The sequence below is a fragment of the Mesorhizobium sp. NZP2077 genome, assembly GCF_013170805.1.
GTDB lineage: Bacteria > Pseudomonadota > Alphaproteobacteria > Rhizobiales > Rhizobiaceae > Mesorhizobium.
The window spans coordinates 850,373-873,604 of the sequence record NZ_CP051293.1 but is presented as its reverse complement, the minus strand read 5'-3'; the positions used below and the strand labels follow the sequence as shown (position 1 = coordinate 873,604).

21 protein-coding genes are annotated in these 23,232 nt (G+C 63.1%); 8 read left to right on the top strand and 13 right to left on the bottom strand.

What is annotated here, in order from left to right; all coding sequences use genetic code 11:
- Positions 1 to 17: 17 nt before the first annotated feature.
- From rsmG to mnmE, 3 genes are all read right to left on the bottom strand, one after another.
- Complete coding sequence (rsmG, locus tag HGP13_RS04135; protein WP_172221880.1) at positions 18 to 650, bottom strand: 16S rRNA (guanine(527)-N(7))-methyltransferase RsmG; 633 nt, start codon at positions 648 to 650, stop codon at positions 18 to 20.
- Positions 647 to 2,536, bottom strand: coding sequence for a tRNA uridine-5-carboxymethylaminomethyl(34) synthesis enzyme MnmG (mnmG, locus tag HGP13_RS04130; RefSeq protein ID WP_172221878.1), 1,890 nt, complete (start codon positions 2,534 to 2,536; stop codon positions 647 to 649). The genes rsmG and mnmG overlap by 4 nt, the downstream gene beginning before the upstream one ends.
- Positions 2,537 to 2,884: 348 nt before the next feature.
- Complete coding sequence (gene mnmE / locus HGP13_RS04125) at positions 2,885 to 4,216, bottom strand: tRNA uridine-5-carboxymethylaminomethyl(34) synthesis GTPase MnmE (protein WP_172221875.1); 1,332 nt, start codon at positions 4,214 to 4,216, stop codon at positions 2,885 to 2,887.
- 61 nt (positions 4,217 to 4,277) lie between these two features.
- On the opposite strand from mnmE, the gene HGP13_RS04120 reads away from it, so the two are divergent.
- On the top strand, positions 4,278 to 6,296 hold the full coding sequence (locus tag HGP13_RS04120; protein ID WP_172221873.1) for a thioredoxin domain-containing protein: 2,019 nt from the start codon (positions 4,278 to 4,280) through the stop codon (positions 6,294 to 6,296).
- 343 nt (positions 6,297 to 6,639) lie between these two features.
- Here the strand turns inward: HGP13_RS04120 and rho are convergent, their stop codons facing one another.
- From rho to hemE, 3 genes are all read right to left on the bottom strand, one after another.
- Positions 6,640 to 7,905: a transcription termination factor Rho gene (rho, locus tag HGP13_RS04115; protein WP_172221871.1), complete on the bottom strand. Its 1,266-nt coding sequence runs from the start codon at positions 7,903 to 7,905 to the stop codon at positions 6,640 to 6,642.
- Positions 7,906 to 8,081: 176 nt separating this feature from the next.
- Positions 8,082 to 8,570: a protoporphyrinogen oxidase HemJ gene (gene hemJ / locus HGP13_RS04110; RefSeq protein ID WP_172221869.1), complete on the bottom strand. Its 489-nt coding sequence runs from the start codon at positions 8,568 to 8,570 to the stop codon at positions 8,082 to 8,084.
- Positions 8,571 to 8,635: 65 nt separating this feature from the next.
- The gene (hemE, locus tag HGP13_RS04105; RefSeq protein WP_172221864.1) at positions 8,636 to 9,667 is read right to left on the bottom strand and encodes a uroporphyrinogen decarboxylase; all 1,032 of its coding nucleotides are present in this window, start codon (positions 9,665 to 9,667) and stop codon (positions 8,636 to 8,638) included.
- 403 nt (positions 9,668 to 10,070) lie between these two features.
- Here hemE and HGP13_RS04100 point away from each other — a divergent pair, with 403 nt between their 5' ends.
- The 5 genes from HGP13_RS04100 to dnaQ all read left to right on the top strand — a co-directional run bounded on the left by HGP13_RS04100 (position 10,071) and on the right by dnaQ (position 13,734).
- Positions 10,071 to 10,892 (top strand): pyruvate, water dikinase regulatory protein, encoded by an 822-nt coding sequence (locus HGP13_RS04100; RefSeq protein WP_172221861.1) that lies wholly within the window; start codon positions 10,071 to 10,073, stop codon positions 10,890 to 10,892.
- Between the two features lie 28 nt (positions 10,893 to 10,920).
- On the top strand, positions 10,921 to 11,520 hold the full coding sequence (locus HGP13_RS04095; protein WP_172221859.1) for a Maf-like protein: 600 nt from the start codon (positions 10,921 to 10,923) through the stop codon (positions 11,518 to 11,520).
- On the top strand, positions 11,513 to 12,355 hold the full coding sequence (locus HGP13_RS04090) for a shikimate dehydrogenase (protein WP_172221857.1): 843 nt from the start codon (positions 11,513 to 11,515) through the stop codon (positions 12,353 to 12,355). Before HGP13_RS04095 ends, HGP13_RS04090 begins: the two co-directional genes overlap by 8 nt.
- Positions 12,352 to 12,933, top strand: a complete 582-nt coding sequence (gene coaE / locus HGP13_RS04085) for a dephospho-CoA kinase (RefSeq protein WP_172221855.1) — start codon at positions 12,352 to 12,354, stop codon at positions 12,931 to 12,933. The genes HGP13_RS04090 and coaE overlap by 4 nt, the downstream gene beginning before the upstream one ends.
- 96 nt (positions 12,934 to 13,029) lie before the next feature.
- The gene (dnaQ, locus tag HGP13_RS04080; protein WP_172221853.1) at positions 13,030 to 13,734 is read left to right on the top strand and encodes a DNA polymerase III subunit epsilon; all 705 of its coding nucleotides are present in this window, start codon (positions 13,030 to 13,032) and stop codon (positions 13,732 to 13,734) included.
- On the opposite strand, the gene HGP13_RS04075 is transcribed toward dnaQ, so the two are convergent.
- The 3 genes from HGP13_RS04075 to HGP13_RS04065 are packed head-to-tail and all read right to left on the bottom strand — an operon-like array spanning position 13,729 to position 16,679.
- The gene (locus tag HGP13_RS04075) at positions 13,729 to 14,682 is read right to left on the bottom strand and encodes an alpha/beta hydrolase (protein ID WP_172221851.1); all 954 of its coding nucleotides are present in this window, start codon (positions 14,680 to 14,682) and stop codon (positions 13,729 to 13,731) included. The genes dnaQ and HGP13_RS04075 overlap by 6 nt on opposite strands.
- 24 nt (positions 14,683 to 14,706) lie before the next feature.
- Complete coding sequence (locus tag HGP13_RS04070; protein ID WP_172221849.1) at positions 14,707 to 15,387, bottom strand: isochorismatase family protein; 681 nt, start codon at positions 15,385 to 15,387, stop codon at positions 14,707 to 14,709.
- Positions 15,384 to 16,679, bottom strand: coding sequence for a Xaa-Pro peptidase family protein (locus tag HGP13_RS04065; protein WP_172221848.1), 1,296 nt, complete (start codon positions 16,677 to 16,679; stop codon positions 15,384 to 15,386). Before HGP13_RS04065 ends, HGP13_RS04070 begins: the two co-directional genes overlap by 4 nt.
- Positions 16,680 to 17,404: 725 nt before the next feature.
- On the opposite strand from HGP13_RS04065, the gene HGP13_RS04060 reads away from it, so the two are divergent.
- Entirely contained in the window at positions 17,405 to 17,722 is a 318-nt protein-coding gene (locus HGP13_RS04060; RefSeq protein WP_172221845.1) for a DUF2251 domain-containing protein, read from the top strand.
- A 45-nt stretch (positions 17,723 to 17,767) separates the two neighbouring features.
- Here HGP13_RS04060 and HGP13_RS04055 read toward each other — a convergent pair whose 3' ends face one another.
- The 4 genes from HGP13_RS04055 to HGP13_RS04035 all read right to left on the bottom strand — a co-directional run bounded on the left by HGP13_RS04055 (position 17,768) and on the right by HGP13_RS04035 (position 22,481).
- Positions 17,768 to 18,736 carry a GlxA family transcriptional regulator gene (locus tag HGP13_RS04055; RefSeq protein WP_172221842.1) on the bottom strand — a complete coding sequence of 323 codons (969 nt, stop codon included), beginning with the start codon at positions 18,734 to 18,736 and terminating at the stop codon, positions 17,768 to 17,770.
- 256 nt (positions 18,737 to 18,992) lie between these two features.
- A complete protein-coding gene (locus HGP13_RS04050) occupies positions 18,993 to 20,174 on the bottom strand; it encodes a PLP-dependent aspartate aminotransferase family protein (protein ID WP_172221840.1) in 1,182 nt (393 codons plus the stop codon).
- On the bottom strand, positions 20,171 to 21,610 hold the full coding sequence (locus tag HGP13_RS04045) for a pyridoxal-phosphate dependent enzyme (protein ID WP_172221837.1): 1,440 nt from the start codon (positions 21,608 to 21,610) through the stop codon (positions 20,171 to 20,173). Before HGP13_RS04045 ends, HGP13_RS04050 begins: the two co-directional genes overlap by 4 nt.
- Before the next feature lie 694 nt (positions 21,611 to 22,304).
- Positions 22,305 to 22,481, bottom strand: a complete 177-nt coding sequence (locus HGP13_RS04035) for a hypothetical protein (protein WP_172221835.1) — start codon at positions 22,479 to 22,481, stop codon at positions 22,305 to 22,307.
- A gap of 308 nt (positions 22,482 to 22,789) precedes the next feature.
- On the opposite strand from HGP13_RS04035, the gene HGP13_RS04030 reads away from it, so the two are divergent.
- Positions 22,790 to 23,158: a septal ring lytic transglycosylase RlpA family protein gene (locus HGP13_RS04030; protein WP_172221832.1), complete on the top strand. Its 369-nt coding sequence runs from the start codon at positions 22,790 to 22,792 to the stop codon at positions 23,156 to 23,158.
- The last annotated feature ends 74 nt before the right edge of the window (positions 23,159 to 23,232 follow it).

Here is a 23,232-nt window from a genome sequence, read left to right as displayed (position 1 = left end):
ACCCGACAAATCGAAGCTCAGACAGGCCTGATATCGGACAGTTCGAGGATGACGCCATGAGGGTCGGTCACACTGGGATGTTCTACCAGATCGAAGGCCCATCGGTTAATGCTTTCTTGCACTTCGGCGCGATAATCCCGGCCTTTGTGGAACAGCCCGCGCGCGCCGGACGTCAGCCAGGGCGCCGTCAGATCGAGCAAGACCGAAAGCGACGCAAGGGCCCGCGCCGTGACGATTTGTGGCGTCGAAACAAGCGCATGGCTGTCCTCGATGCGGCGCGCCACGACCCGCGCCGGCAGGCTGAACTGGCCGATGACAGTCTGCAGGAACGACGCCTTTTTGCGGTTGCTTTCGACCAGATCAATGCTGGCTCCCGGACGCTCGGCGAGCAGAAAGGCCATGACCAGGCCCGGAAATCCCCCACCCGATCCGATGTCGACCCAACGCGTGGCATTGGGCTCTATGCGCGCAAGCTGCGCGCTGTCCAATATGTGGCGCTGCCAGACATCGGCCGCGGTCGACTGCGCCACGAGGTTGATGCTGCGATTCCATTTCTGGAACATCTCTTCGAACGCCACCAGACGATCAAATGTTTCACGTGAAACCGGGCCGGCTGCGACCTTTAGGCTCTCTAGCGACAAAGAACTCACGCAACGTCTCTTTGCGAACCTTGGGGTCTCTGCGCACTCTCATGGTACCGGACATGCGCGACAATGATCGCCAGCGCTGCCGGAGTCATGCCTTCCATGCGCTGCGCGTCCGCAACCGAACGCGGCCGCCGCGCCTGCATCTTCTGCCTCAATTCATTGGACAGTCCGGGCACGCCGCCGAAATCGACGGTCTCTGGGATCAACCGGCCCTCTTCATGGCGGATCTGCGCCACATCCGTCTTCTGACGATCGAGGTAGACAGAATATTTCGCTTCCGTTTCGAGCCGCTCGGCGGTCTTGGCATCGATTGCAGCAAATTTCGGCTCGACCCTGGCCAGCCAGGCGACGTCGACATCGGGATAGGCCAGCAGCTCATAGCCGGACCGGCGCACGCCATCCCTATTGATCTCCAGCCCATGCCGCGCCGCTTCATTGGGGGTCATCGCCACCGCCTTCGCCAGGTCCCGCGCTGCGTCGAGCCTTTGCATGACATCGCCGTAGCGTTGCATCCGTTTCGCAGAAGCGATCCCGAGCCTCTCCGCCACCGGCGTCAGCCTTTCATCGGCATTGTCGGCGCGCAGCGACAGCCTGAACTCGGCCCGCGAGGTGAACATACGGTAGGGTTCGCTGATGCCGCGACTGGTGAGGTCATCAACCATCACGCCAATATAGGCCTCGGTGCGGCTGAGCACGATCTGTTCGCCGCCCGCCGCGCGCCGCGCCGCGTTGAGGCCAGCGAGCAGGCCCTGGCCGGCGGCTTCCTCATAACCGGTCGTGCCGTTGATCTGCCCGGCGAGGAACAGGCCTCCGACGCGCCTGGTCTCCAGCGTCTGATGCAATTCGCGCGGATCGACGTGATCGTACTCGATGGCATAGCCGGGCTGCAGCATGATCGCGCGCTCCAGCCCCGGGATGGTTTTCAGGATGTCCAACTGCACATCTGCGGGCAGCGAGGTCGAAATCCCGTTGGGATAGACCGTGTCATCGTCGAGCCCTTCCGGCTCGAGAAATATCTGGTGGCCGTCGCGGTCGCCGAACTTGACGATCTTGTCCTCGATCGACGGGCAATAGCGCGGCCCGACGCCTTCGATCGAGCCGGAATACATGGCCGAGCGGCCGAGATTGGCGCGGATCAGCTCATGCGTGGCTGACGTCGTGCGGGTGATGCCGCACTCGATCTGCGGCGTTTCGATGCGGTCCGTCATCAGCGAGAACGGCACCGGATCCTCATCCGCTGCCTGGCTTTCCAGCGACGCCCAGTCGATGGTTTTTCCATCCAGCCGCGGCGGCGTGCCGGTCTTCAGCCGGCCGAGCTTGAAGCCCGCACGGTCCATCGTTGCCGACAGGCCAAGGCTCGCCTGCTCGTTCATGCGTCCAGCGACGATCTTCCTTTCGCCGATATGAATGAGCCCGCGCAGGAAGGTTCCGGTCGTCAAAACCACGGCGCCGCAGCCGAGCCGACGGCCATCCGCCAGCAGGACGGCGGCGATTCGCCCCTCGACGATCTCGAAGTCCAGGACTTCGCCCTCGACCACATCGAGATCGTTCTGGTGCCGAATCGCTTCCTGCATCGCCAGGCGATAGAGCTTCCGGTCGGCCTGGGTGCGCGGTCCGCGCACAGCCGGGCCCTTGCGGCGGTTGAGCAGGCGAAACTGGATGCCGGCGGCATCCGCCACCCGGCCCATCAAACCGTCCATGGCGTCGATCTCGCGGACCAGATGGCCCTTGCCCAGGCCGCCAATCGCCGGATTGCACGACATCACGCCAATCGTGTCGAAGCGCAGCGTCACCAGTGCAGTCCTGGCCCCGGCGCGCGCGGCTGCGCTGGCCGCCTCGCAACCCGCATGGCCGCCACCCACCACAACCACATCATAGTGATCGGTCATTTCAATTTTCCTGGACTCAACGATTGAAGGGACACATGTCCCCGCGCGGCCAAGCTGTCAAGAAACCTTCGCTGCAAGTTTCACGTGAAACAAGACATTACGTTACCCGAAGGGCCACTGCACAGCGGCAGCGGGTGGGCGTCGCGCAGAACCCATCCGGACCTGCGGTCCAACCTCCCCGCAAGGCAGAGGCAGGGCGCAGCGCCGTGTTTCACGTGAATCATGGCCGTTCTACTTGTTTCACGTGAGTCACAGCCCGGAGGCGTCCCAACTTCGGGCGTTCCCGCAAATACTTCACCACCGCAAAAAACCAAGCTCATATTCGACCAAGCCATTGTTTCACGTGAGTCATTTCCCGATGCAGAACTGCCCGAAGATCACGTCCAGCATGTCCTCGACATCGATCGCACCGACGATTCGGCCCAAGCGGTCAGCCGCCTGCCGCAACTCCTCGGCCCGCAACTCCTGGCCGACGGCGTGGCCATCGATGGCCCGAAGCAAATGGCGATTCGCCTCGGCGAGCAATTCCACATGCCGGAGGCGTGACGGCAGCACGTCACCGACGTCGCCCGCCGCATCCGCCGCGCGCCGGCCGATCTCAGCCAACAGCGCTTCCACACCAGTCCCGTCCAGAACTGAAATGACGAGGTCATATCGGCTGGACGCATCCCGGGCGGCCTGTTCATCCAGCATGTCGAGCTTCGTGCCGACGCGCAAAAGAGGCCCTGCCGCTGGGACTGGACCGGTTTCCCGTGGGGAAAGAACGTCTTCCAGCAGCAGCAAAAGATCGGCACGATTGGCCTTGGCCCGCGCCTTTTCGATGCCGATCGCCTCGACCTTACCCGGCGCCTCGCGCAATCCAGCTGTGTCCGTCAGCCTGACGCGCAGCCCGCCGAGATCCAGCGTCACCTCGAGCAGGTCACGAGTCGTGCCCGGTTCATCCGTTACAATAGCTGCATCCCGCCTCGCCAGGGCGTTGAACAGACTCGATTTGCCGGCATTCGGCGCGCCAAGAATGACCACCTCGAACCCATCGCGGATGATTTCGGCCGCGTGAAATCCGGCGATGTGGCGATCGATCTCGCCGATCATCGCCCTCACATCGGACCAAACCGTATCCGAAACGGACCCGGGCACATCGTCCTCGTCAGCAAAGTCGATTTCTGCCTCGATCATCGCCCGCGCATGGATCAGCCGGCGCCGCCAGCTCATATAAAGATCGCTCTGGACGCCTTCGGCATTCCGAATGGCGAAGCGACGTTGTGCCTCGGTCTCCGCGTTGATTAGGTCCGCCAGTGCCTCAGTCTCGACCAGGTCGAATTTGCAATGGAGAAAGGCGCGGCGCGTGAATTCGCCGGATTCTGCGTGCCTGACGCCGTCAAATCCGGCGATCACCTCCAGCATCCTGGCCACCACAGCGCGTCCGCCATGGACATGGAATTCAGCGACATCCTCCCCGGTGAAGCTGGCTGGGCCAGGGAAGAAGATGACAAGACCGCTGTCCAGCATGGTTCCATCCGGCGCCCGCAACTTGCGCAGAACCGCCGCGCGCTCCCTAACCATGCCGCCGGCGATCGTTTCGACCACGAATCGAGTCTGTGGGCCGGAGATACGCAGCACGGCAACGCCCGCCGGAAGCCGGCCGCTCGACAGCGCAACGATCGAATCGCCTGAAATCATTTGCCCGCTCTGTTGAACCGCCCTAGCTTCGCGCCTTCAAACCAACCCGAGTGTGCTCATCGTGACGCTGCCCGCGCAAAATCTGCTTGCCGACGAAGCCAGCCCCTATCTGCAGCAGCACAGCGGCAATCCCGTCCATTGGCGGGCCTGGTCGCCGGCTTCCCTCGACGAAGCAAAGACGCTCGATCGCCCGATCCTGCTCTCTATCGGCTATGCCGCCTGCCACTGGTGCCATGTCATGGCGCATGAAAGCTTCGAGAATGACGGCGTCGCCGCCGTCATGAACCGTCTGTTCGTCAATATCAAGGTCGACCGCGAGGAGCGCCCGGACATCGATCAGATCTACATGGCCGCCCTGTCCTCGATGGGCGAGCAAGGCGGCTGGCCGCTGACCATGTTCCTGAGGCCGGACGGCAAGCCTTTCTGGGGCGGCACCTATTTTCCACGTGAGGCGCGCTACGGCCGCCCGGGCTTCATCCAGGTCATGGAAGCCGTCGACAAGGCGTGGCGGGAAAAGCGCGCCAGCCTGCATCAAAGCGCCGACGGCCTGACCTCGCATGTCGAGGCGCGTCTTTCCGGTACGCATGCCAAGGAAAGCCTTGATCGCGGCAGGCTCTCCGACCTCGCCGGCCGCATCGACGGCATGATCGACCGCGACCTTGGCGGCCTGCGCGGCGCCCCGAAATTCCCCAACGCGCCGTTCATGCTCACGCTCTGGCTGTCCTGGCTGCGCGACGGCAACGCTTCCCACCGCGACGACGTGCTCATCAGCCTCGAACAGATGCTGAGCGGTGGCATCTATGACCATATTGGCGGCGGGCTCAGCCGCTACTCGACCGATGCCGAATGGCTGGTGCCGCATTTCGAGAAGATGCTCTACGACAATGCGGAGCTGATCCGCTTCTGCACCTGGGCCTTCTCGGCGAGCGGTAATGATTTGTTCCGGGTACGAATCGAAGAGACCGTCGACTGGCTGCTGCGTGAAATGCGCGTCGACGGCGGTGCCTTCGCCGCCAGCCTCGACGCCGACAGCGATGGCGAGGAAGGGCTTTTCTACACTTGGAGCAAGGACGAGATCGAGGCCGTCCTCGGTGACGATTCTGCATTATTTTTCAAATACTTCACGCTCTCCAGCCCGCATGGCTGGGAGGGCAAGCCCGTTGTCCACCAGACCCGTTCCCAACAAGCCCAAGGCGTGGCCGATCGCGATCGGCTGATCCCGCTAAAAGCCAGGCTTCTCGCTGCCCGGGAAGGGCGGGTCAGGCCTGGCCTCGATGCCAAGACCCTGACCGACTGGAACGGTCTGATGATTGCAGCACTCGCCGAGGCCGGCCGCTCGCTGGGGCGGCCCGACTGGATCGAGGCCGCGGCCGGGGCATTTGCCCATATCAGCTCCGCCAGCCGCGACCACCGTTTGCCGCATTCCATGCTCGGCCCAAGAAAGCTGTTTCCCGCTCTGTCGATCGACTATGCCGCCATGACCAATGCGGCGATCTCGCTGTTCGAAGCATCGGGCGATTGGAACTATATCGACCAGGCAAAGCAGTTCATTGAACAGCTGGACCATTGGCACGCCGACGCCGCGGGCACGGGCTATTATCTCACGGCTTCGGACAGCACCGATGTCCCGATCCGCATCCGAGGCGATGTCGACGAGGCCATTTCGTCGGCCACCAGCCAGATCATCGCAGCGCTGGTACGGCTCGCTTCCGTCACCGGCGATCTCGACCTCGGGGAAAAAGCCTGGACGGTTGCCGAGCATGCGGCCGGCCGCGCGGCGCACCAGGCCTATGGCCAGGCCGGCATCATCAACGCCTGCGCGCTTGCCATCGAGCCGCTGAAGCTGGTCGTCGTCGACAGTGTGGACGAGCCAAAGCTCGTTCCGGTTACGAATCGATGCCCTGACCCGCGCCGCGTCGACATTGTTCTCGCAATTGGTTCGGAAACGAATCGACCCTTACTGCCTGGGGGGATTCTACCGCCGACCGACAAGGTAGGCGCCTGGCTTTGTACCGGGCAGGTGTGTTTGCCAGTGGTGACGGATGCAGGGGAGTTCGAGCGGTTGCTGCGACGAAGCTAGAAGAGCCGGCGGACTACGCCGGCGGCCCCTTACCTCACATATCAAACGTTAGCGCTGCCCATCACCTGCCTGCCGGCATCCTCTCCCCATAAACGGGGCGAGGGACGCTGTCGTCGCTGCCTTCGCCAACTGTCAGCGCTGCAGAGGAAGGCGCCGGCGCTGCCGCTGGCCTCTTTCTCCCCGTTTACGGGGAGAAATGCCCGGCAGGGCAATGAGGGGCGGCGCCGACCTGGGCGACTTACCGCCATGGCAATGCAGACCTAACCCCTGGCAATGAAAAACCCCATCCCGGTTTCCCGGAACGGGGTTTCAATTCGCAGGTCGGAAAACTCCGGACAGATCCTTACGTGTTCATCGAGTCGAAGAAATCGCCATTGGTCTTGGTCTGCTTCAGCTTGTCGATCAGGAACTCGATCGCGTCGGTGGTTCCCATCGGTGCCAGGATGCGGCGCAGCACGAAGATCTTCTGCAGGTCCGAGCGCGGAACCAGCAGATCTTCCTTGCGGGTGCCGGACTTCAATATGTCCATGGCCGGATAGATGCGCTTGTCGGCAACCTTGCGGTCGAGCACGATTTCCGAGTTACCCGTACCCTTGAACTCTTCGAAGATGACTTCGTCCATGCGGCTGCCGGTGTCGATCAGCGCGGTGGCGATGATGGTCAGCGAGCCGCCTTCCTCGATGTTGCGGGCGGCACCGAAGAAGCGCTTCGGCCGCTGCAGCGCGTTGGCGTCGACACCGCCGGTCAGCACCTTGCCGGATGACGGCACCACGGTGTTGTAGGCGCGGCCGAGGCGGGTGATCGAATCGAGCAGGATGACGACGTCGCGGCCATGTTCGACCAGGCGCTTGGCCTTCTCGATGACCATTTCGGCGACCTGGACGTGGCGCACCGCTGGTTCGTCGAAGGTCGAGGAGACAACCTCGCCCTTCACCGAGCGCTGCATGTCGGTCACTTCTTCCGGCCGCTCGTCGATCAGAAGCACGATCAGATAGCATTCCGGATGGTTGGTGGTGATGGAGTGGGCGATGTTCTGCAGCAGAACGGTTTTACCCGTGCGCGGCTGCGCGACGATCAGCGCGCGTTGGCCCTTGCCGAGCGGCGCCACCAGATCGATGACGCGGGCCGAGATGTCCTTGGAGGCTGGAACCTCCATTTCCATCTTGAGCCGCGAGGTCGGGTAGAGCGGCGTCAGATTGTCGAAGTGGATCTTGTGACGGATCTTTTCGGGATCGTCGAAATTGATCGTGTTGACCTTGAGCAGCGCGAAATAGCGCTCGCCCTCTTTCGGGCTGCGGATCGGTCCTTCGACCGTATCGCCGGTCTTCAGCGAAAAGCGCCGGATCTGCGACGGCGAAATGTAGATGTCGTCGGGACCTGGCAGATAGTTGGCATTGGCCGAGCGGAGGAAGCCAAACCCGTCCTGAAGCACTTCGACCACGCCGTCGCCGATGATCTCGACGTCCTGGGCGGCCAGCTTCTTCAGGATCGCGAACATCAGCTCCTGCTTGCGCATGACGCTGGCATTCTCGACCTCGAGCGATTCGGCATAAGCGATCAGCTCTGGCGGTTTCTTGTTCTTGAACTCGGCGAGTTTCATTTCTTGCATAAACGGACCTTGAATAGATGGAGTCTGGGCAGGCTTTGGGAAGATATCGACGGGATGCGACAAATGCCGGGCGCGGCCGAAAGCAATGAGGGGCGGCGCATGACGGGAAGGAAGACCCGTCTTTTATCGTCGGTCGGGTGAAAGAGCAAGCCGCGTTTTGCGGGACTTTGGAAGCGCTAGAACGGCTTGACAACAACCAGGATCACGATTGCGATCATCAGCAATGTGGGGATCTCGTTGACGATCCGCCAGTGCCTTGCCGGCTTTTCATTGCGGTCCTCGGCAAATTTCCGCACCGCGCCGGCCAAATAGCCATGAACGCCGGACAACAAAAGCACCAGACCGATCTTGGCGTGCAGCCATCCGCCCTGGAATCCGAAAACTTTCCAGGCGAGCCACAGGCCGAATACCCAGGTCACGATCATAGCCGGATTGATGATGCCCCGTAGCAGGCGCCGCTCCATCACCTTGAAGGTCTCGGACTGCACCGAGCCTTTCTCGGCATCGACATGATAGACGAACAGCCGCGGCAGATAGAGCATGCCGGCCATCCACGAAATGACGGCAAGGATATGGATCGCCTTTGCCCAGGGATAGAAACTTTCCGGCCCGAAAAAAAACAGAAGTACCGTCAGCACAATCAGGACACCGATCCCGATAGTCATGCGCATCATCGCCTGGCCCGTGCTGTTCGTGTTGCCAGCGTCTTTCGTATTATCTGACCGAGCCATCAGCGTGTCGCGCTCCGAACCTGTTTCACCATCGCCTCGACATGGGCGATCGGCGTCTCCGGCGTGATGCCATGGCCGAGGTTGAAGATCAGCGGTCCATCACCAAGCGCTTTCAGGATTGTCTCGACGCCATCGGACAGGGCCTTGCCGCCAGCCACGAGGCGCAAGGGATCGAGATTGCCCTGGACGGCACCTGAGCGCTGCAAGTCCTTCGCTGCCGCCAGCGGCACCGTCCAGTCGATCCCCAGCCCCGTCACACCGGTCTTCTGGCGATAGGTCCGGTAGCGGGCGCCGGCGCCCTTGGGAAAGCCGATGATCGGAACATCGGGATAGACGGCGCGAACCTGCCTGACGATCTCGGCCACCGGCCAAACGCAGAACTGGTCGAACGACGCATCGTCGAGCACGCCGGACCAGGAATCGAAGATTTGCACCACATCGGCGCCAGCTTCGATCTGCCGGATCAGATAGGCAGCCGAGTGATCGGCGAGCACTTTCAGCAGATGTTGAAACGCCTCCGGCTCGCGATAGGCGAACAGCCGTGCCGGCGCCTGGTCGGGCGTTCCATGCCCGGCGATCATGTAGGTCGCCACCGTCCATGGTGCGCCGCAGAAGCCGATCAGCGTGGTCTCGTCAGGCAGTTTTGCCCGCAGCCGGCGAACCGTCTCGTAGACCGGTTCGAGATTCACGTGAAACACATCGCTCTCCAGAGCCGCGATCTCGGCCACGGTAATCGGCGTCAAAAGCGGCCCTCTTCCCTCTTCGAAGCGCACGTCACGGCCAAGCGCATGCGGAACGACAAGGATGTCCGAGAACAGGATCGAGGCGTCGAAGCCGAAGCGCTCGATCGGCTGCATTGTCACTTCGACGGCAAGGTTGGGATCGTAGCAAAGGTCGAGGAACGAACCGGCGCGTCTGCGCGTGTCCCGATACTCCGGCAGATAACGCCCGGCCTGGCGCATCATCCAGAGCGGAGGCGGAAAATGAGCCTCGCCCTTGAGGACGTCCAGCATGATCCGGCTTTTGGGCATCGAGCTCGCCTCTCCCAGCCTCTCTATAATCTTAAAGATTCTTATATCTAAGTTTCTTCTGATTCTAAGAGTCTGTTGGTTGTGGTGGTTGTCACCTGTCCCGCTTTGCCCCGAAAAACACCAGCCAGCATATTGTCGCGCGCTTCGCTCTCCCGGATGTAGGGTTCTGGGGATGGTTCGAAATCCGCCACTGGAGTCAAAGCCTTAGCATGCGGCGGGAAAAGCCGGGCCTGTGGACGGCCGAGGCGCAAGAAAACTGGTCCCCAGACTTGTCCCCAGCCGCCCGACGAGACTGACAGCACAGCGAATTGTGGACAAACTGCCATCTGATACAGTCGCCTCCGACCGGCCTCTCTTTCTGTCCCGGTTTATCCACACAAGCCCACAGCCCCAGGTGTACCCTGTGAACAAACCCCAGAGCTTCTTTCACCTGCACCTGATTTCCGACGCGACCGGCGAAACGCTGCTCGCTGCCGGCCGGGCAGCATCCGCGCAATACAAGGATGCGCGCGCCATCGAGCACATCTACCCGCTCATCCGCACCGAAAAGCAGGTGGCCAAGGTGTTCGAGGACATCGAGGAGGAGCCGGGCATCATCCTCTATACCGTCGTCGACCAGAAGCTCGCGCGCGGCATCGACGAGCGCTGCGCCACAATGGGCCTGCCCTGTGTGTCGGTGCTGGAGCCAGTGCTCACCGTCTTCCAGTCCTATCTCGGCACCCCGGCCGGCCGCCGCGTCGGCGCCCAGCATGTTCTCGACGCCGAATATTTCCGCCGCATCGATGCTCTCAACTTCACCATGGAACATGATGACGGCCAGCTGCCGCTCAACATGGACGATGCCGATGTCGTGCTGATCGGCATTTCGCGGACATCGAAGACGCCGACCAGCATCTATCTCGCCAACAGAGGCATCAAGACCGCCAATATCCCGATCGTCCTCGGTGTGCCGGTGCCCGAAAGCCTGGTCACCGCCTCGAAGCCGCTGATTGTCGGCCTGATCGCCACCGCCGAGCGCATCTCGCATGTCCGCCAAAACCGCATCCTCGGCAACAGCAGTTCCTATGAGGCTGGCGACTATGTCGACCGCGCGGCCATCACCGAGGAGCTCGCCTACGCCCGCCAGATCTGCACGCGCCATGGCTGGCCGATGATCGACGTCAGCCGCCGCTCGATCGAGGAAACGGCCGCGGCCATCGTTGCCCTGCGGGGGAAGACGCGCTAGGGCGGAGCGCCAACCCTGGTAAACAACCATGACCGAAAAAATCATCCTCGCCTCAGGCAGTCCGTTCCGCAAGACGATGCTCGTCAATGCTGGCATCGACGTCGAAGCGGTGCCCGCCGATGTCGACGAACGCGCGCTCGAGGCGCCTTTGCAAAACAGCGGCGTTTCCCCCGAGGATGTCGCTTTGGTGCTGGCCGAAGCCAAGGCCACGGAAGTGAGCGAGCGCCGACCCGGCGCACTGGTGCTCGGCTGCGACCAGACGCTGTCGCTCGGCGATGAAGTGTTCCACAAGCCGGCCGACATGGAAGGCGCACGGCGCCATCTGCTGGCGCTGTCGGGCAAGACCCATCAGCTCAACAGTGCCGCGGTCCTTGTCCGCGACGGCCAGGTGCTGTGGCGCCATGTCGGCATAGCCTCGATGACCATGCGCAAGCTGGAGCCCGGCTTTATCGGCCGCCATCTGGCCCGTGTCGGCGCCAAGGTGCTGGCCAGCGTCGGCGCCTACCAGATCGAAGGCGAAGGCATCCAGCTTTTCGAGAAGATCGAAGGCGATCATTTCACCATTGTCGGCCTGCCGCTTTTGCCGCTGCTGGCGGGACTGCGCACGCTGGGAGCGATCGATGGCTGAGGCGTCGAAAAAAGCGTTCGTCACCGGCCACCCGATCAAGCATTCGCGCTCGCCGAAGATCCATGGCTATTGGCTGACCAAACACGGCATCGACGGCAGCTACGAGGCCATCGACGTGGCGCCGCAGGATTTTGCTGAATTCATCGCGACATTGCAGGCGGCCGGCTATCGCGGCGGCAATGTCACCATTCCGCACAAGGAAGCCGCCTTCGCGCTGGCCGAACGCCGCGACCAGGCCGCGGAAGAAATCGGCGCCGTCAACACGCTGTGGTTCGAGGACGGTGTCCTTTGGGGCGGCAACACCGATGGCCATGGCTTTGCCGCCAACCTCGATGATTACGCGCCGGGCTGGGCGAGCACCGGGCCTGCGGTTGTGCTCGGCGCTGGCGGCGCGTCCCGCGCCGTCATCCAGGCGCTGAAGCGCCGCGGTGTCGCAGACATCCGCATCGTCAACCGCACGCTCGCCCGGGCGCAGGAATTGAACGATCGTTTCGGCGCCGGCGTCTCGGCGCACGGCACGGCGGCAACCAATGAGCTGCTGGCTGACGCCGGACTGCTGATCAACACCACCGCACTCGGCATGGTCGGCAATGAGGGCCTTTCCGCCGATCCGGCTTTGCTGCCGAACCACGCCATCGTCACCGACCTTGTCTATGTGCCGCTCGAAACCCCGTTGCTCGCCGCCGCGCGCGCCAAGGGGCTGAAGACGGTCGACGGTCTTGGCATGCTGCTCAACCAGGCCGTGCCCGGCTTCGAACACTGGTTCGGCGTCAGGCCGCAGGTGACGGCTGAGCTCCGCGCGATCATCGTGGCCGATCTGGCGCCCAAATCATGATCGTGCTCGGCCTCACCGGCTCGATCGGCATGGGCAAGTCGACGACGGCAAAAATGTTCGCCGAGGCCGGCGTGCCGGTCCACGATTCTGACGAGACCGTGCATCGCCTCTATTCCGGCGTGGCGGCGCCTTTGGTTGAAGCCGCCTTTCCCGGCACCACTGTTGCGGGCGTGGTCGACCGCGCCAAACTTGGTGCACGCGTGCTCGGCGATGCCGCCGCGCTGAAGCGGCTGGAAGCCATCATTCATCCGCTGGTCCGCGCCGATGCCGATGCCTTTCTGGCCAGGCATCGTAACGCGGCCGAATCGATCGCCGTGCTCGACATTCCACTGCTGTTCGAAACCGGCGGCCGTGGCCGCGTCGACAAGGTCGTCGTCGTCACCGCGCCCGCCGAAGTCCAGCGCCAGCGCGTGCTGGCACGGCCTGGCATGACCGAGGAAAAGCTGGCGGCGATCCTGGCCAAGCAGGTGCCGGATGCCGAGAAGCGCAGGCTGGCGGATTTCGTCATCGACACCGGCCAGGGGCTGGATGCCGCGCGTGCTGCCGTCGCTTCAATCATTGCCGAACTCCGGGGATAAGTCCGGCGAAGCCGGTTACTGACGCCACCGTGTCAGCATTGCCCATTGCCATTTTGTTCCGGTCTCGTGATTCTGCCCCCAGGAGCACCTGATTCGATGCGCGAGATCATCTTCGATACCGAAACCACCGGCCTTGATTCGCGCGACGACCGCGTGATCGAGCTGGGCGGCGTCGAGCTGGTCAATCGTTTCCCGACCGGCAGGACCTTCCACCACTACATCAACCCGCAAGGCCGCGCGATCCACGCCGAGGCGCAGGCGGTGCACGGCATCAGCGCGGCGGATCTCGCGGGCAAGCCGACCTTTGCCGACATCGCGCAGGAGTGGCTGACCTTCACCGACGGCGCCAAGCTGGTCGCGCACAACGCCACCTTCGACATCGGCTTCCTCAATGTCGAATTCGGCCGGCTCGGCCATCCCGTCGTCGATCCCGGCCTTGTCGTCGATACGCTGGCGCTGGCGCGACGCAAGCACCCGATGGGCCCCAATTCGCTCGACGCGCTGTGCCGGCGCTACGGCATCGACAACACGAAGCGCACCAAGCACGGCGCGCTGCTCGATTCCGAACTGCTGGCCGAGGTCTATATCGAGCTGATCGGCGGCAAGCAGGCGGCGCTCATCCTCGACAGCGCCACGGCGCCGGCGCAGGGTGAAAATGTCAGGCACATCGAAATCATCGTCGCCCAACGCCCAAGGCCGTTGCTGCCGCGCCTGACCGAAGCGGAGCGCGCGGCGCATGCCGCCATGGTCGCCACGCTTGGCGAAAAGGCGCTGTGGCTGAAAGCCGGTTCTTCCTCATAGATACGGCCACTCACCCCACCCCAGCGCGGCGACTGCCGCGACGATGTGCGTGAATGCTTCCGCAGCGGCCGGCACCGTCGTGCGAGCGCGCAGAAAACTGTGCACGAGACGGGGCTCCTCATGCCACCACGCCTTGCCGCCGGCCGCAACGATGCGGTCGCGATAGGTCTCGCCGTCCGACGACAACGGGTCACATTCGGCTGTGATGATCACCGTTGGCGGCAGGCCGGAAAAGTCGCTGTCGCGCAGTGGCGAAAATGTCGGATCATCAGGCAATTGCCGCTTGGCCGAGCGGACATCACGGTAGAAGGCGATGTCGCCGACCGACAGCAGCGGCGCATTCGCATGCTCGACATAGGAGCCCGCGCTCTCGTCGCCGCCGAGCCCGGGATAGATCAGCACCTGGCCGATCGCGGCGCGGGCGTTCCTCCGCGTCGCCTGCGCCACTGCCGCTGCGAGATTGCCGCCGGCGCTCTCGCCGCACAGCAGCAGCGGTAGGTCTGACGCCGCTGCCGCCCACTCAAAGGCGGACATCGCATCCTCGAAGGCGGCGGAATGAAGATGCTCCGGCGCCAGCCGGTAGTCGACCGACAGCACATCGAAGCCGGTGCCGGCGCAGAGCTCGGCGCAGATGTCATCATGGCTGTCGAGCCCGCCCAGGATAAAACCGCCGCCATGGAAGTACAGCACCATCGCCCGCGCGGCCTTGCTGGCGCGCTGGTAGTGGCGGATCGGGATGCCGTGGCCCGAGGCGGCGATTAAGCCGTCACTGGCCTTGACCCCTGCCGGGCGACCCCGGTGGAAGGCCCGGCACATCCGGTCATAGACTGCGCGCTGCTTGTCGATCGGCAGGCCGATGATCTCGGGCGGATACCAGGCGTTGACGCTGTCGATATAGGCCCACAGCGCCGGATCGAGCCGTGTTTCATATTTGCCGCGGCCGGTCATGTCAGTCCTGTTGGTAGAGACACGTCAAAGCTCGGCATAAAGCTTGGCGGCATTGTCGAAGCTGAAGCGCAGCGGCACCGAGCCCTCGACCTGCCAGACGGCAACCTTCTCGCCGGCCAGCAGCCGGCAGGCGCCATCCGTGTCGGTGACGGCGCCGCCATAGAGCCGGTTGGCGAGGTTGAGGATGCCGGTCTGGTGCATCGCTGCACTGCCGCTGCCGCAGGCATCCTTGACCAGCAGCACGCGAAAGCCTTTGGCCACCGCGTCTTTCACGGTGGCGTCGATGCAGGCCTCGGTCCATACGCCGGCGACGACAAGCCATTCAACGCCGGAGGCCTTGAGCTGATCAGCCGCCGGTCCGCTGCGAAAAGCGCTCGCCTCGGCCTTGATCAGCAGCGCCTCGCCGTCCGCCGGTGCCACCTCATGGCAGATTTCGGTCAGCGGATCGCCCTTGTCGGAAAAAGCCGACTTGCCGTCGGCATCGAGCGGATGGAAGGGCCGGTCCTGCTTGTCGAGATCAACGATATAGGCCCAGTGCTGGAGCGCCACATGGTTCTGCCTCGCCGCCGCCTGCAGGCGCTGGACGTTGGCCAGGATGTCGCCATAACCCTCGACCAGATAGCGCGGGTCCTGCCGGTGCTCTTCCTGCAGGTCGATGAAGACAGCGGCCACCGTGCCGCGTTTGATGGTGATGGGAGCCTTCACGCCAGAAACTCATCCTCATACGGAAAGCGCGACAGCAGCTCCGTACCCGTCTCGGTGATCAGGATCTCGTCCTCCAGCTTGACGCCCTCGCGGCCGCCCTTCTCGCCGATATAGCTTTCCACGCTCACCACCATGCCTGGCACGATATGACCGTCGCGGCCATAGGTCTCGTAATCCATGGCATGCGCGATGAACGGTGTCTCGCCATGCATGCCGACGCCATGCATGATCGAGGTGTAGCGCTGGTCGACGAAGCGGTCCGGAATCTTCCACGCTTTCTCGCCAATCTCGCGAAACGCCATGCCGGGTTTGACGATCGAAATATTGTGCTGAACCTGGTCATGAGCCATGCGGTAGAGCGACTTCTGATAGGGCGTCGGTCTGCCCGGCCCGCAGCGGAAGGTGCGGGAGAAATCAGAATAATAGCCGTAGCAGCCAATCGTATCGGTATCGAGCGCCAGCAATTCGCCGGGCCGGATCTTGCGGCCGCTGGCCTCGTTGAACCACGGATTGGTGCGCTGGCCTGATGTCAGCAGACGCGTCTCGATGAACTCGCCGCCCTGGCGGATCACCTCGCCATACATGATGGCGAACAAATCGTTTTCGGAGACGCCGGGCTTGATCGCCTCGCGCACCGCGTAGACGGCGGCTTCGGCGCCCGCCATCGACACTTGCAGGCATTTCACCTCCTCGGGCGTCTTCACCGCGCGCACGGCCAGGATCTCGCCCTGGCAATCCCGCACCTCGCAGCCGCGCTTTTCCAAAGCCAGCGCCTGCAGATGGCTGCAGCGGTCGAGCCCGAGCTTCATCGAGCCGCCGCCATGCTTCTTCAAAAGCTCGGTGATCTCGTCGGCGAACGGGCCGGCGGTCTCGTCGTCGCGTCCGGAGACCGACGACCAGACCAGCTTGGACGGCCGAGCCTCGTCGATCGTGTCGAGAACCATCGAGACATGGTAGCTCTGCGGATATTCGAACAGCACGATCGGCCCGTCGGTCGGAATAAAGAAGTAGCGGGTCGAGTTGCGCAGGAAATAACCGAACATGTTGCGCGAGCCGGTGGCGTAGCGCTGGTTGTAGGGATCGAACAAGACGACGCCGCCATAGCCGGCGTCACGCATCCAGGCCCGCAGCTTGGCCAGCCGGCCTTTGCGCAAGGCGTCGGCATCGATGAAGGACGGCTCGGTGTCCGACAGCCACATGCCGCCAGCCGGATCGGCCGCCGCCGGGTGGCGCATGCGGTCCTTGAAGTCGACGTCCTCGGTGCTGTCGGGGTCGAATACGACGATGCTCATGGGTGCCTGGCCTTGGGTGGGTTGCGAGGCCTGACCATGGCGCAGGAGGCGTGGAAGCATTGTGCGGAAAACCGCGTGTGTTGTGCGGGATACCGCCGCACCTAGATCAAACCTCATCATCCCGAACGACCGACTTCGACCCTTGGCGGACGACCGTCACCACGTGTTAGAAAGCAGGTAGCAATCGCGGGCACCCATGATGAACAGCTACCAGAACCGACTTGGCGTGACATATTACCTGCCAGACTTCGGTCCCCCGTTCGTTGGTTCTCGGACGTTCCTTCGTCCGGTGGGACCAACCTGGACCTTCCTGTCGTTTACTACTTTGAATGCGATGCCGAAAATATTGGCTGTCGGGCAATGCACATCTACAACGATGGTCGCGTGATCCTCGCATACCCCGGCGGTCTCGACGGCGATTGCTTGCCAGAAGGGGTACTGCCGCCTGTGGGAGAGACTGACCGGGATGGCTTGCAAAGCCGAGAGATCACCAAAATCGAGTTCGACGCTCTGTGGGCTGCAATGTCTCGCCTGCAAGCTAGCGTGTGAACGGCTACTAGCCGCTCATCCTGTCGCTAGCGGCAACCAGCGGGTTGAGCTTCTGGTCTTAATGCCTCCTTGCCAGTTTCGGCGGATGCCCATGCTCCTCGCGAAAAGCCCGCGCAAAGCTGGACATCGAGGCAGAGCCGCAGGCCAGTGCCACGACGGTGATGCGAGGAGAGGGCATGATTGACGTTTATGAAAGCGCTGTTGATGCTGCGGGCCGATACGCCGCTGCCTTCGAGCGCGACGATGAAACTGCGTATTTTTACCTGCTCGACCTTGCTCGAGACGAAGGTAGCCAAATCGTCGAAGCCTTCAGCGCGCACACCGTCACCACCATGCCTGCTGATGCGCCAGTCTTTGTGCAGTGGAACAGTGGTGGCGAGGCGGTAGGTCTTTTCATTGCCGGTGACTTGATTGCCGTGTTCGAGCTCCGAAGCCATGGCAAAAAGGGCCGCTGGGCGACTGACGACGACAAGAGCCTGTTCGTCCGCCACTAAAGTCCGCTTTCCACGGATCTCAGCCGTCGGGGCAAACAGCTGATCCTAATGCCGCCTCGCCTGCTTCGGCGGGTGCCCATGCTCCTCACGAAAAGCCCGGGCAAAGCTCGACATCGAGGCAAAGCCACAGGCCAGCGCCACGTCGCGCACGGCAAGCGTCGAATGCGCCAGCAGATCGGCGGCGCGCTTCAGCCTGAGCCGCCGGTAGTAGCCATTGGGCGAGATGTCGAGTTCGGAGCGGAAGGAGCGTTCGAGCTTGTCGGAGGAGACGCCAAGGCGCGCAGTCAGCTCGGCCATGCCGAGCCGCTCCTCGACCGCGTCCTCCATGATGGCGATGGCCGACAGCACCAGCTCGTTCTGCACGCCGGTGCGCAGCCTGAGCGGCATCAGCTTGCGGTCGACGCTGGAGCGCAACTGGCTGTGCACGAACCATTCGGCGACGCCGGCGGCAAGCTCGGCGCCATAATCCCGGGTGATGATCTCCAGCATCATGTCGAGGCTGCCGACGCCGCCGGCCGAGGTGAAACGCTTGCGATCGATGACATAGAGGTCACGCCGTAGCTCGATTGCAGGAAAGGCCTCGGTGAAGGCGGCCTGGCTGGTCCAGTGCAAGGTGCAGGCATGGCCGTCGAGCAGGCCGGCCCGCGCCAGGAAAAACGCCGCGTCCGCCACCGCGCCGATATGCGCGCCATTGCGCAGGCTGCGGCGGATCCAGCTTGCCGCATCCTCGGCAACGAGGTGATCGGCATCGCCGCCCGAGCAGACGACGATGCGATCAACCTTGGGCGCATCCTCCGCGTAAAAACCCGGCTGGATGACGACGCCGTTCGAGGCCTCGACCGCCCCTTTCGTGCCACCGACGATGATCCAGCGATAGCACTGCCGCTTCGCCAGGATGTTGGCGGCACGCAACGGCTCGATGACCGAGCTGAACGCCATCATCGGAAAGCCGGGGAAAACCAGCACCGCGAAGGTCAGGGGTTCGATGGGTTTCGGGGGTTCGCGCGTGGCCATGGGCGTTACATTTCGGGCGAATGGCGCGCGAGGTCAACCTGGGCGATGACTGGTCCATCATCATTGACGTCGGCGCCGCCCCTCATTGCCCTGCCGGGCATTTCTCCCCGTAAACGGGGCGAAAAGGCTAACCGTCTGCCGCCGGCGATTGGCGAAGCCGGCGACAACAGCTTCCCTCGCCCCGTCTACGGGGAGAGGATGCCGGCAGGCAGGTGAGGGGCGGCGCTGGCTTGGGAGATTGGCTCGACTCCGCCGCTCAGCCCCCCAACGCCTGCTCCAGATCAGCGATCAAATCATCGCCATCCTCGATGCCCGCCGACAGCCGCACCAGCGAATCCGATATCCCGATCTCCGCCCGCTTCTCGGCGGGAATGGACCCATGCGTCATCAGCGCCGGGTGTTCGATCAGGCTCTCTACGCCGCCGAGGCTTTCGGCCAGCGTGAACAATTGCGTGCGTTCGAGGAAGCGCTTTGTCCCGGCAAGGTCGCGGTCGAGCACGGCTGATATCATGCCGCCGAAAGCATGCATCTGCTGCACGGCGATGGCGTGCTGCGGATGACTGGCGAGGCCGGGATAGATCACCCGGCGCACATCCTTGCGGGCCTCCAGCCACTGCGCGATTTTCAGGCCGTTGTCCGAATGCCGCTCCATCCTGAGCGCCAGCGTCTTCAGGCCGCGCAAGGCGAGAAAACTGTCGAACGGGCCCGATATGGCGCCGATGGCGTTCTGCAGGAATTTCAGCTGAGCGGCGAGCTCCTTGTTGTCGCCGACCACGGCGACGCCGCCGACCATGTCGGAATGGCCGTTGAGATACTTTGTCGTCGAATGGACGACGATGTCGATGCCGAGCTCCAGCGGCCGCTGGATATAGGGGCTGCAGAACGTGTTGTCGGCGACCGACAGGATGCCCTTGCGTTTGGCCAGAGCCGCGACGCCTTCGAGGTCGACGATGCGCAGCAGCGGGTTGGTGGGCGTCTCGACCCAGAGCAGTTTCGTCTCCGGTCGGATCGCGGCCTCGACCGCCGCAAGGTCGGTGAAATCGACGAAGGAGACCTGCAGATTGGCCGAGCGCTTGCGCACCCGCTCCATCAGCCGGAACGAGCCTCCATAGATATCGTCGGTGGCGACGATATGCGCGCCGCTGTCGAGCAGTTCCAGCACCGTCGAAATCGCCGCCAGGCCGGAGGCGAAGGCGAAGGCTGCGGTGCCGCTTTCGAGATCGGCCACGGCACGCTCGAAGGCGAAGCGCGTCGGGTTCTGGCTGCGAGCATATTCAAACCCTTTGTGCACGCCGGGCGACTGCTGGCCATAGGTCGAGGTGGCGTAGATCGGCACCATCACCGCACCGGTCAGCGGGTCGTGGCTCTGGCCGCCATGGATGGTGCGCGTCGAAAAGGCCAGGCGGTTCTTGCCGGCCGGCGGGGTATGTTTGGTCATCGTGCGCGCCTCAGATGGTTGATCAGGTCGATGCGGGTTATCAGGCCGACGAACTCGTCGCCGTCGAAGATGATGGCGACCTCGTTGCGGTCGAACACCGGCAGCAGCGCATCCAGCGTCTGGCTGGCTTGCAGCGTGTGCAGATTGGAGGTCATCGCCGTGCGCACCGGGCCGTTGAAGCGTTCCCAGCGCCCGTCATGCGGACCCTCGACCTTGGCCAGGATGTCGCTTTCGTCGACGATGCCGACCAGCTTGCCATTGTCGAGCACCGGCAGCTGCGACACATCGGAGCGGCGCATGCGGCCATAGGCGTTGAGCAGGCTTTCGTCCGGCCCGACGGAGACCGTGTCACCGGTGCGATGCGAGCGCATCACCAGGTCGCGCAGATCGCCATGATGTTCCTGCTCGGCCAGGCCCTGTTCGGCCAGCCAGAAATCGTCGAACACTTTTGACAGATACTTGTTGCCGCTGTCGCAGACGAAGGTTACGACGCGCTTGGGCACTGTCTGCTCGCGGCAATAGCGCAAGGCGGCCGACAACAGCGTGCCCGACGACGAGCCGGCCAGGATGCCTTCGCGCGACAGCAGGTCACGCACCGCCAGCATGCTTTGCTTGTCGGTGATGGAATAGGCCTTCTTGACCAGCGACAGGTCGGCATTGGGCGGCACGAAATCCTCGCCGATGCCTTCCACCGTCCAGCTGCCGGCCTCTTCCATCTTGCCGGTCTTGATCAGTGGCGCCAGCACCGAGCCGACCGGATCCGCCAGCACCATCTCAGTCTTCGGCGACACTTTCGAAAAATAGCGGCCAAGTCCGGTCAGCGTGCCGCCCGAGCCGACGCCGACCACCACCGCGTCGACATCGCCATCGAGCTGCGAAAAGATCTCCGGGCCGGTGGTCGTTTCATGCGCCAGCGGATTGGCCGGATTGGCGAACTGGTTGGCGTAGAAGGCGCCCGGCACTTCGGCCGCGATCTTCTCGGCCATGTCCTGATAATATTCGGCATGCCCCTTGCCGACATCGGAACGGGTCATGCGCACTTCCGCGCCCAGCGCGCGCAGATGCTGGATCTTTTCACGCGACATCTTGTCGGGCACGACCAGCACGATGCGGTAGCCCTTGGGAATGCCGACCTGGGCAAGGCCAAGGCCGGTATTGCCCGCGGTCGCCTCGACGATCGTGCCGCCGCGCTTGAGCTTGCCCTGCTTTTCGGCGGCGGCGATCATCGACAGCGCGATGCGATCCTTGATGGAGCCGCCGGGGTTCTGGCTTTCGAGCTTGATGAACAGCCGGCATTTGCCGGTGTCGAACTTGGTCAGCTCGACCACCGGCGTCTGGCCGATCAGGTCGAGAACCGAGGCATAAGGTGGCCGCAGGCGGGATAATGGACCATCCGAGGGGGTGCTGCCTGGCGCAGCCTTTCCGTGCTCGCTCATATCGAAGCTCCCTGATCAAGCGACCAGCTCGGGGGCGGAGCGGCAGCGTAGCCTCTTTTCCAGCCGTTTGTCGCGGGAAAGAAGATAGAACGTGCCAATCAGACGGCCAGACGAGGAATGAAATTCCACAGGTGCTTAATCTCCCCCCACGTGGGGGGAGATGGCCGGCAGGCAGAGGGGGTCGGTTCGACCGGGCTCGGCCTATCTGCTGCAGAAGGAGGTTAGCGCTTCACGCGCGGCGACCCCCCTCTGTCGGCTTTGGCGACATCTCCCCCTCAAGAGGGGAGATTATGCCTCAACCGCCGCCTGGCCCTCGATCTCGATCAGGAAATCCGGATTGGCGAGGCCGAGCACGCGGATGCCCGTCACCACCGGCGGCGGCCCGCGATCCGCCCAGAACGCCATCCAGACGCCAAAGGCCGGCCTTGTCCGAACCGGATAGATAGGTAACAGAATCGACCGGTAGCATGGGTGACGGTTTTCTTGCTCGCCGGGTTGTGGCTGTCTTGCGACAGCGCGATTGACGAGCGGCTTCCCCCACTCCGTCGCTGCTTCGCAGCGCTACCTCTCCCCCCTCCGGAGGAAGAGGAAGGGAGCCAGCCGGCATAAGTTCGCGCCTTTCCTCTCCCCCGTCGATCGGGGGAGAGGTGTCGAGCGAAGGTCGACGGAATGGGGGTCGACCTTTTAGCGAAGCCTACCGGTTCGCCCACACCAGCCCGGCCAGGCCGACCAGCATGGCGACGAGGCCGATGTAGAGCCATTGCGACTGGCCGGTCATGAAGCTGCCGCCGACGACGCCGATGCCTTGCAGCGACCACAGCGCGCCGATGGCCAGCACAATCAAGGCCAGCAGATTTTTGGTCAGTCTCATTGACGGATCTCTCTTTTCAAGTCGATCGCCCATGGCGCCGTGAGCGTGATGAAAGAGCCAAAGGAAGAGGCCCAATCTCGCCGGATTCTACTTGGATATTAACCCGATATCTTGTCAAAGCGATCTCGAATATCGACCCGAAGATCATCGAGAATTGATCAGATATCGTGGAAAATCCCTGACAGACTGTTACCCGCTGACTCCAAACGTGTGATCTCGCCACGGAACGGACAGATGCTTGCCGCATTTCCTGCCTTATTCGCCACCTAACGGCTGGGGTCTGTCAAAAACGGAGCCACCCCCTAAAGATGAAGAACCTAAACCAGACCGCGCTTGTCGCGGTAACGATCGCTGCTGGCCTTATGGTCGGCGCTTCTGCTACCTCGGCAACCGCTGCCGCCGGCCAGTGTGGCCGCGCCTCCTGGTACGCGCTGCACTCGAAGACCGCATCGGGCGAGCGCATGAACCCTTCGGCGATGACCGCCGCCCATCGCACTCTGCCGTTCGGCACCAAATTGCGGGTCACCAACCAGCACAATGGCAAAAGCGTCATCGTGCGCATCAATGATCGTGGCCCGTTCATCAGGGGTCGCATGCTCGACCTGTCGAAGGGTGCCGCAGGCCAGCTTGGCTTCATCAGCTCCGGCCAGACCGCCGTCTGCGTCGCGCGCGTCTAGTCCTACTCTTGTGTCCGGCATCAGGGCCGGACACATTTCCTACACATTTCGGCACTGCACATTGAGCCGGCTCG

What these genes read in the sequence shown, in the direction of transcription:
- mnmG (WP_172221878.1), bottom strand. Translation starts at nt 2,536, where the DNA reads ATGACCGATCACTATGATGTGGTTGTGGTGGGTGGCGGCCATGCGGGT.
- mnmE (WP_172221875.1), bottom strand. Translation starts at nt 4,216, where the DNA reads ATGATTTCAGGCGATTCGATCGTTGCGCTGTCGAGCGGCCGGCTTCCG.
- rho (WP_172221871.1), bottom strand. Translation starts at nt 7,905, where the DNA reads ATGCAAGAAATGAAACTCGCCGAGTTCAAGAACAAGAAACCGCCAGAG.
- hemJ (WP_172221869.1), bottom strand. Translation starts at nt 8,570, where the DNA reads ATGACTATCGGGATCGGTGTCCTGATTGTGCTGACGGTACTTCTGTTT.
- hemE (WP_172221864.1), bottom strand. Translation starts at nt 9,667, where the DNA reads ATGCCCAAAAGCCGGATCATGCTGGACGTCCTCAAGGGCGAGGCTCAT.
- HGP13_RS04095 (WP_172221859.1), top strand. Translation starts at nt 10,921, where the DNA reads ATGACCGAAAAAATCATCCTCGCCTCAGGCAGTCCGTTCCGCAAGACG.
- HGP13_RS04090 (WP_172221857.1), top strand. Translation starts at nt 11,513, where the DNA reads ATGGCTGAGGCGTCGAAAAAAGCGTTCGTCACCGGCCACCCGATCAAG.
- coaE (WP_172221855.1), top strand. Translation starts at nt 12,352, where the DNA reads ATGATCGTGCTCGGCCTCACCGGCTCGATCGGCATGGGCAAGTCGACG.
- dnaQ (WP_172221853.1), top strand. Translation starts at nt 13,030, where the DNA reads ATGCGCGAGATCATCTTCGATACCGAAACCACCGGCCTTGATTCGCGC.
- HGP13_RS04075 (WP_172221851.1), bottom strand. Translation starts at nt 14,682, where the DNA reads ATGACCGGCCGCGGCAAATATGAAACACGGCTCGATCCGGCGCTGTGG.
- HGP13_RS04065 (WP_172221848.1), bottom strand. Translation starts at nt 16,679, where the DNA reads ATGAGCATCGTCGTATTCGACCCCGACAGCACCGAGGACGTCGACTTC.
- HGP13_RS04060 (WP_172221845.1), top strand. Translation starts at nt 17,405, where the DNA reads ATGATTGACGTTTATGAAAGCGCTGTTGATGCTGCGGGCCGATACGCC.
- HGP13_RS04055 (WP_172221842.1), bottom strand. Translation starts at nt 18,736, where the DNA reads ATGGCCACGCGCGAACCCCCGAAACCCATCGAACCCCTGACCTTCGCG.
- HGP13_RS04050 (WP_172221840.1), bottom strand. Translation starts at nt 20,174, where the DNA reads ATGACCAAACATACCCCGCCGGCCGGCAAGAACCGCCTGGCCTTTTCG.
- HGP13_RS04045 (WP_172221837.1), bottom strand. Translation starts at nt 21,610, where the DNA reads ATGAGCGAGCACGGAAAGGCTGCGCCAGGCAGCACCCCCTCGGATGGT.
- HGP13_RS04035 (WP_172221835.1), bottom strand. Translation starts at nt 22,481, where the DNA reads ATGAGACTGACCAAAAATCTGCTGGCCTTGATTGTGCTGGCCATCGGC.
- HGP13_RS04030 (WP_172221832.1), top strand. Translation starts at nt 22,790, where the DNA reads ATGAAGAACCTAAACCAGACCGCGCTTGTCGCGGTAACGATCGCTGCT.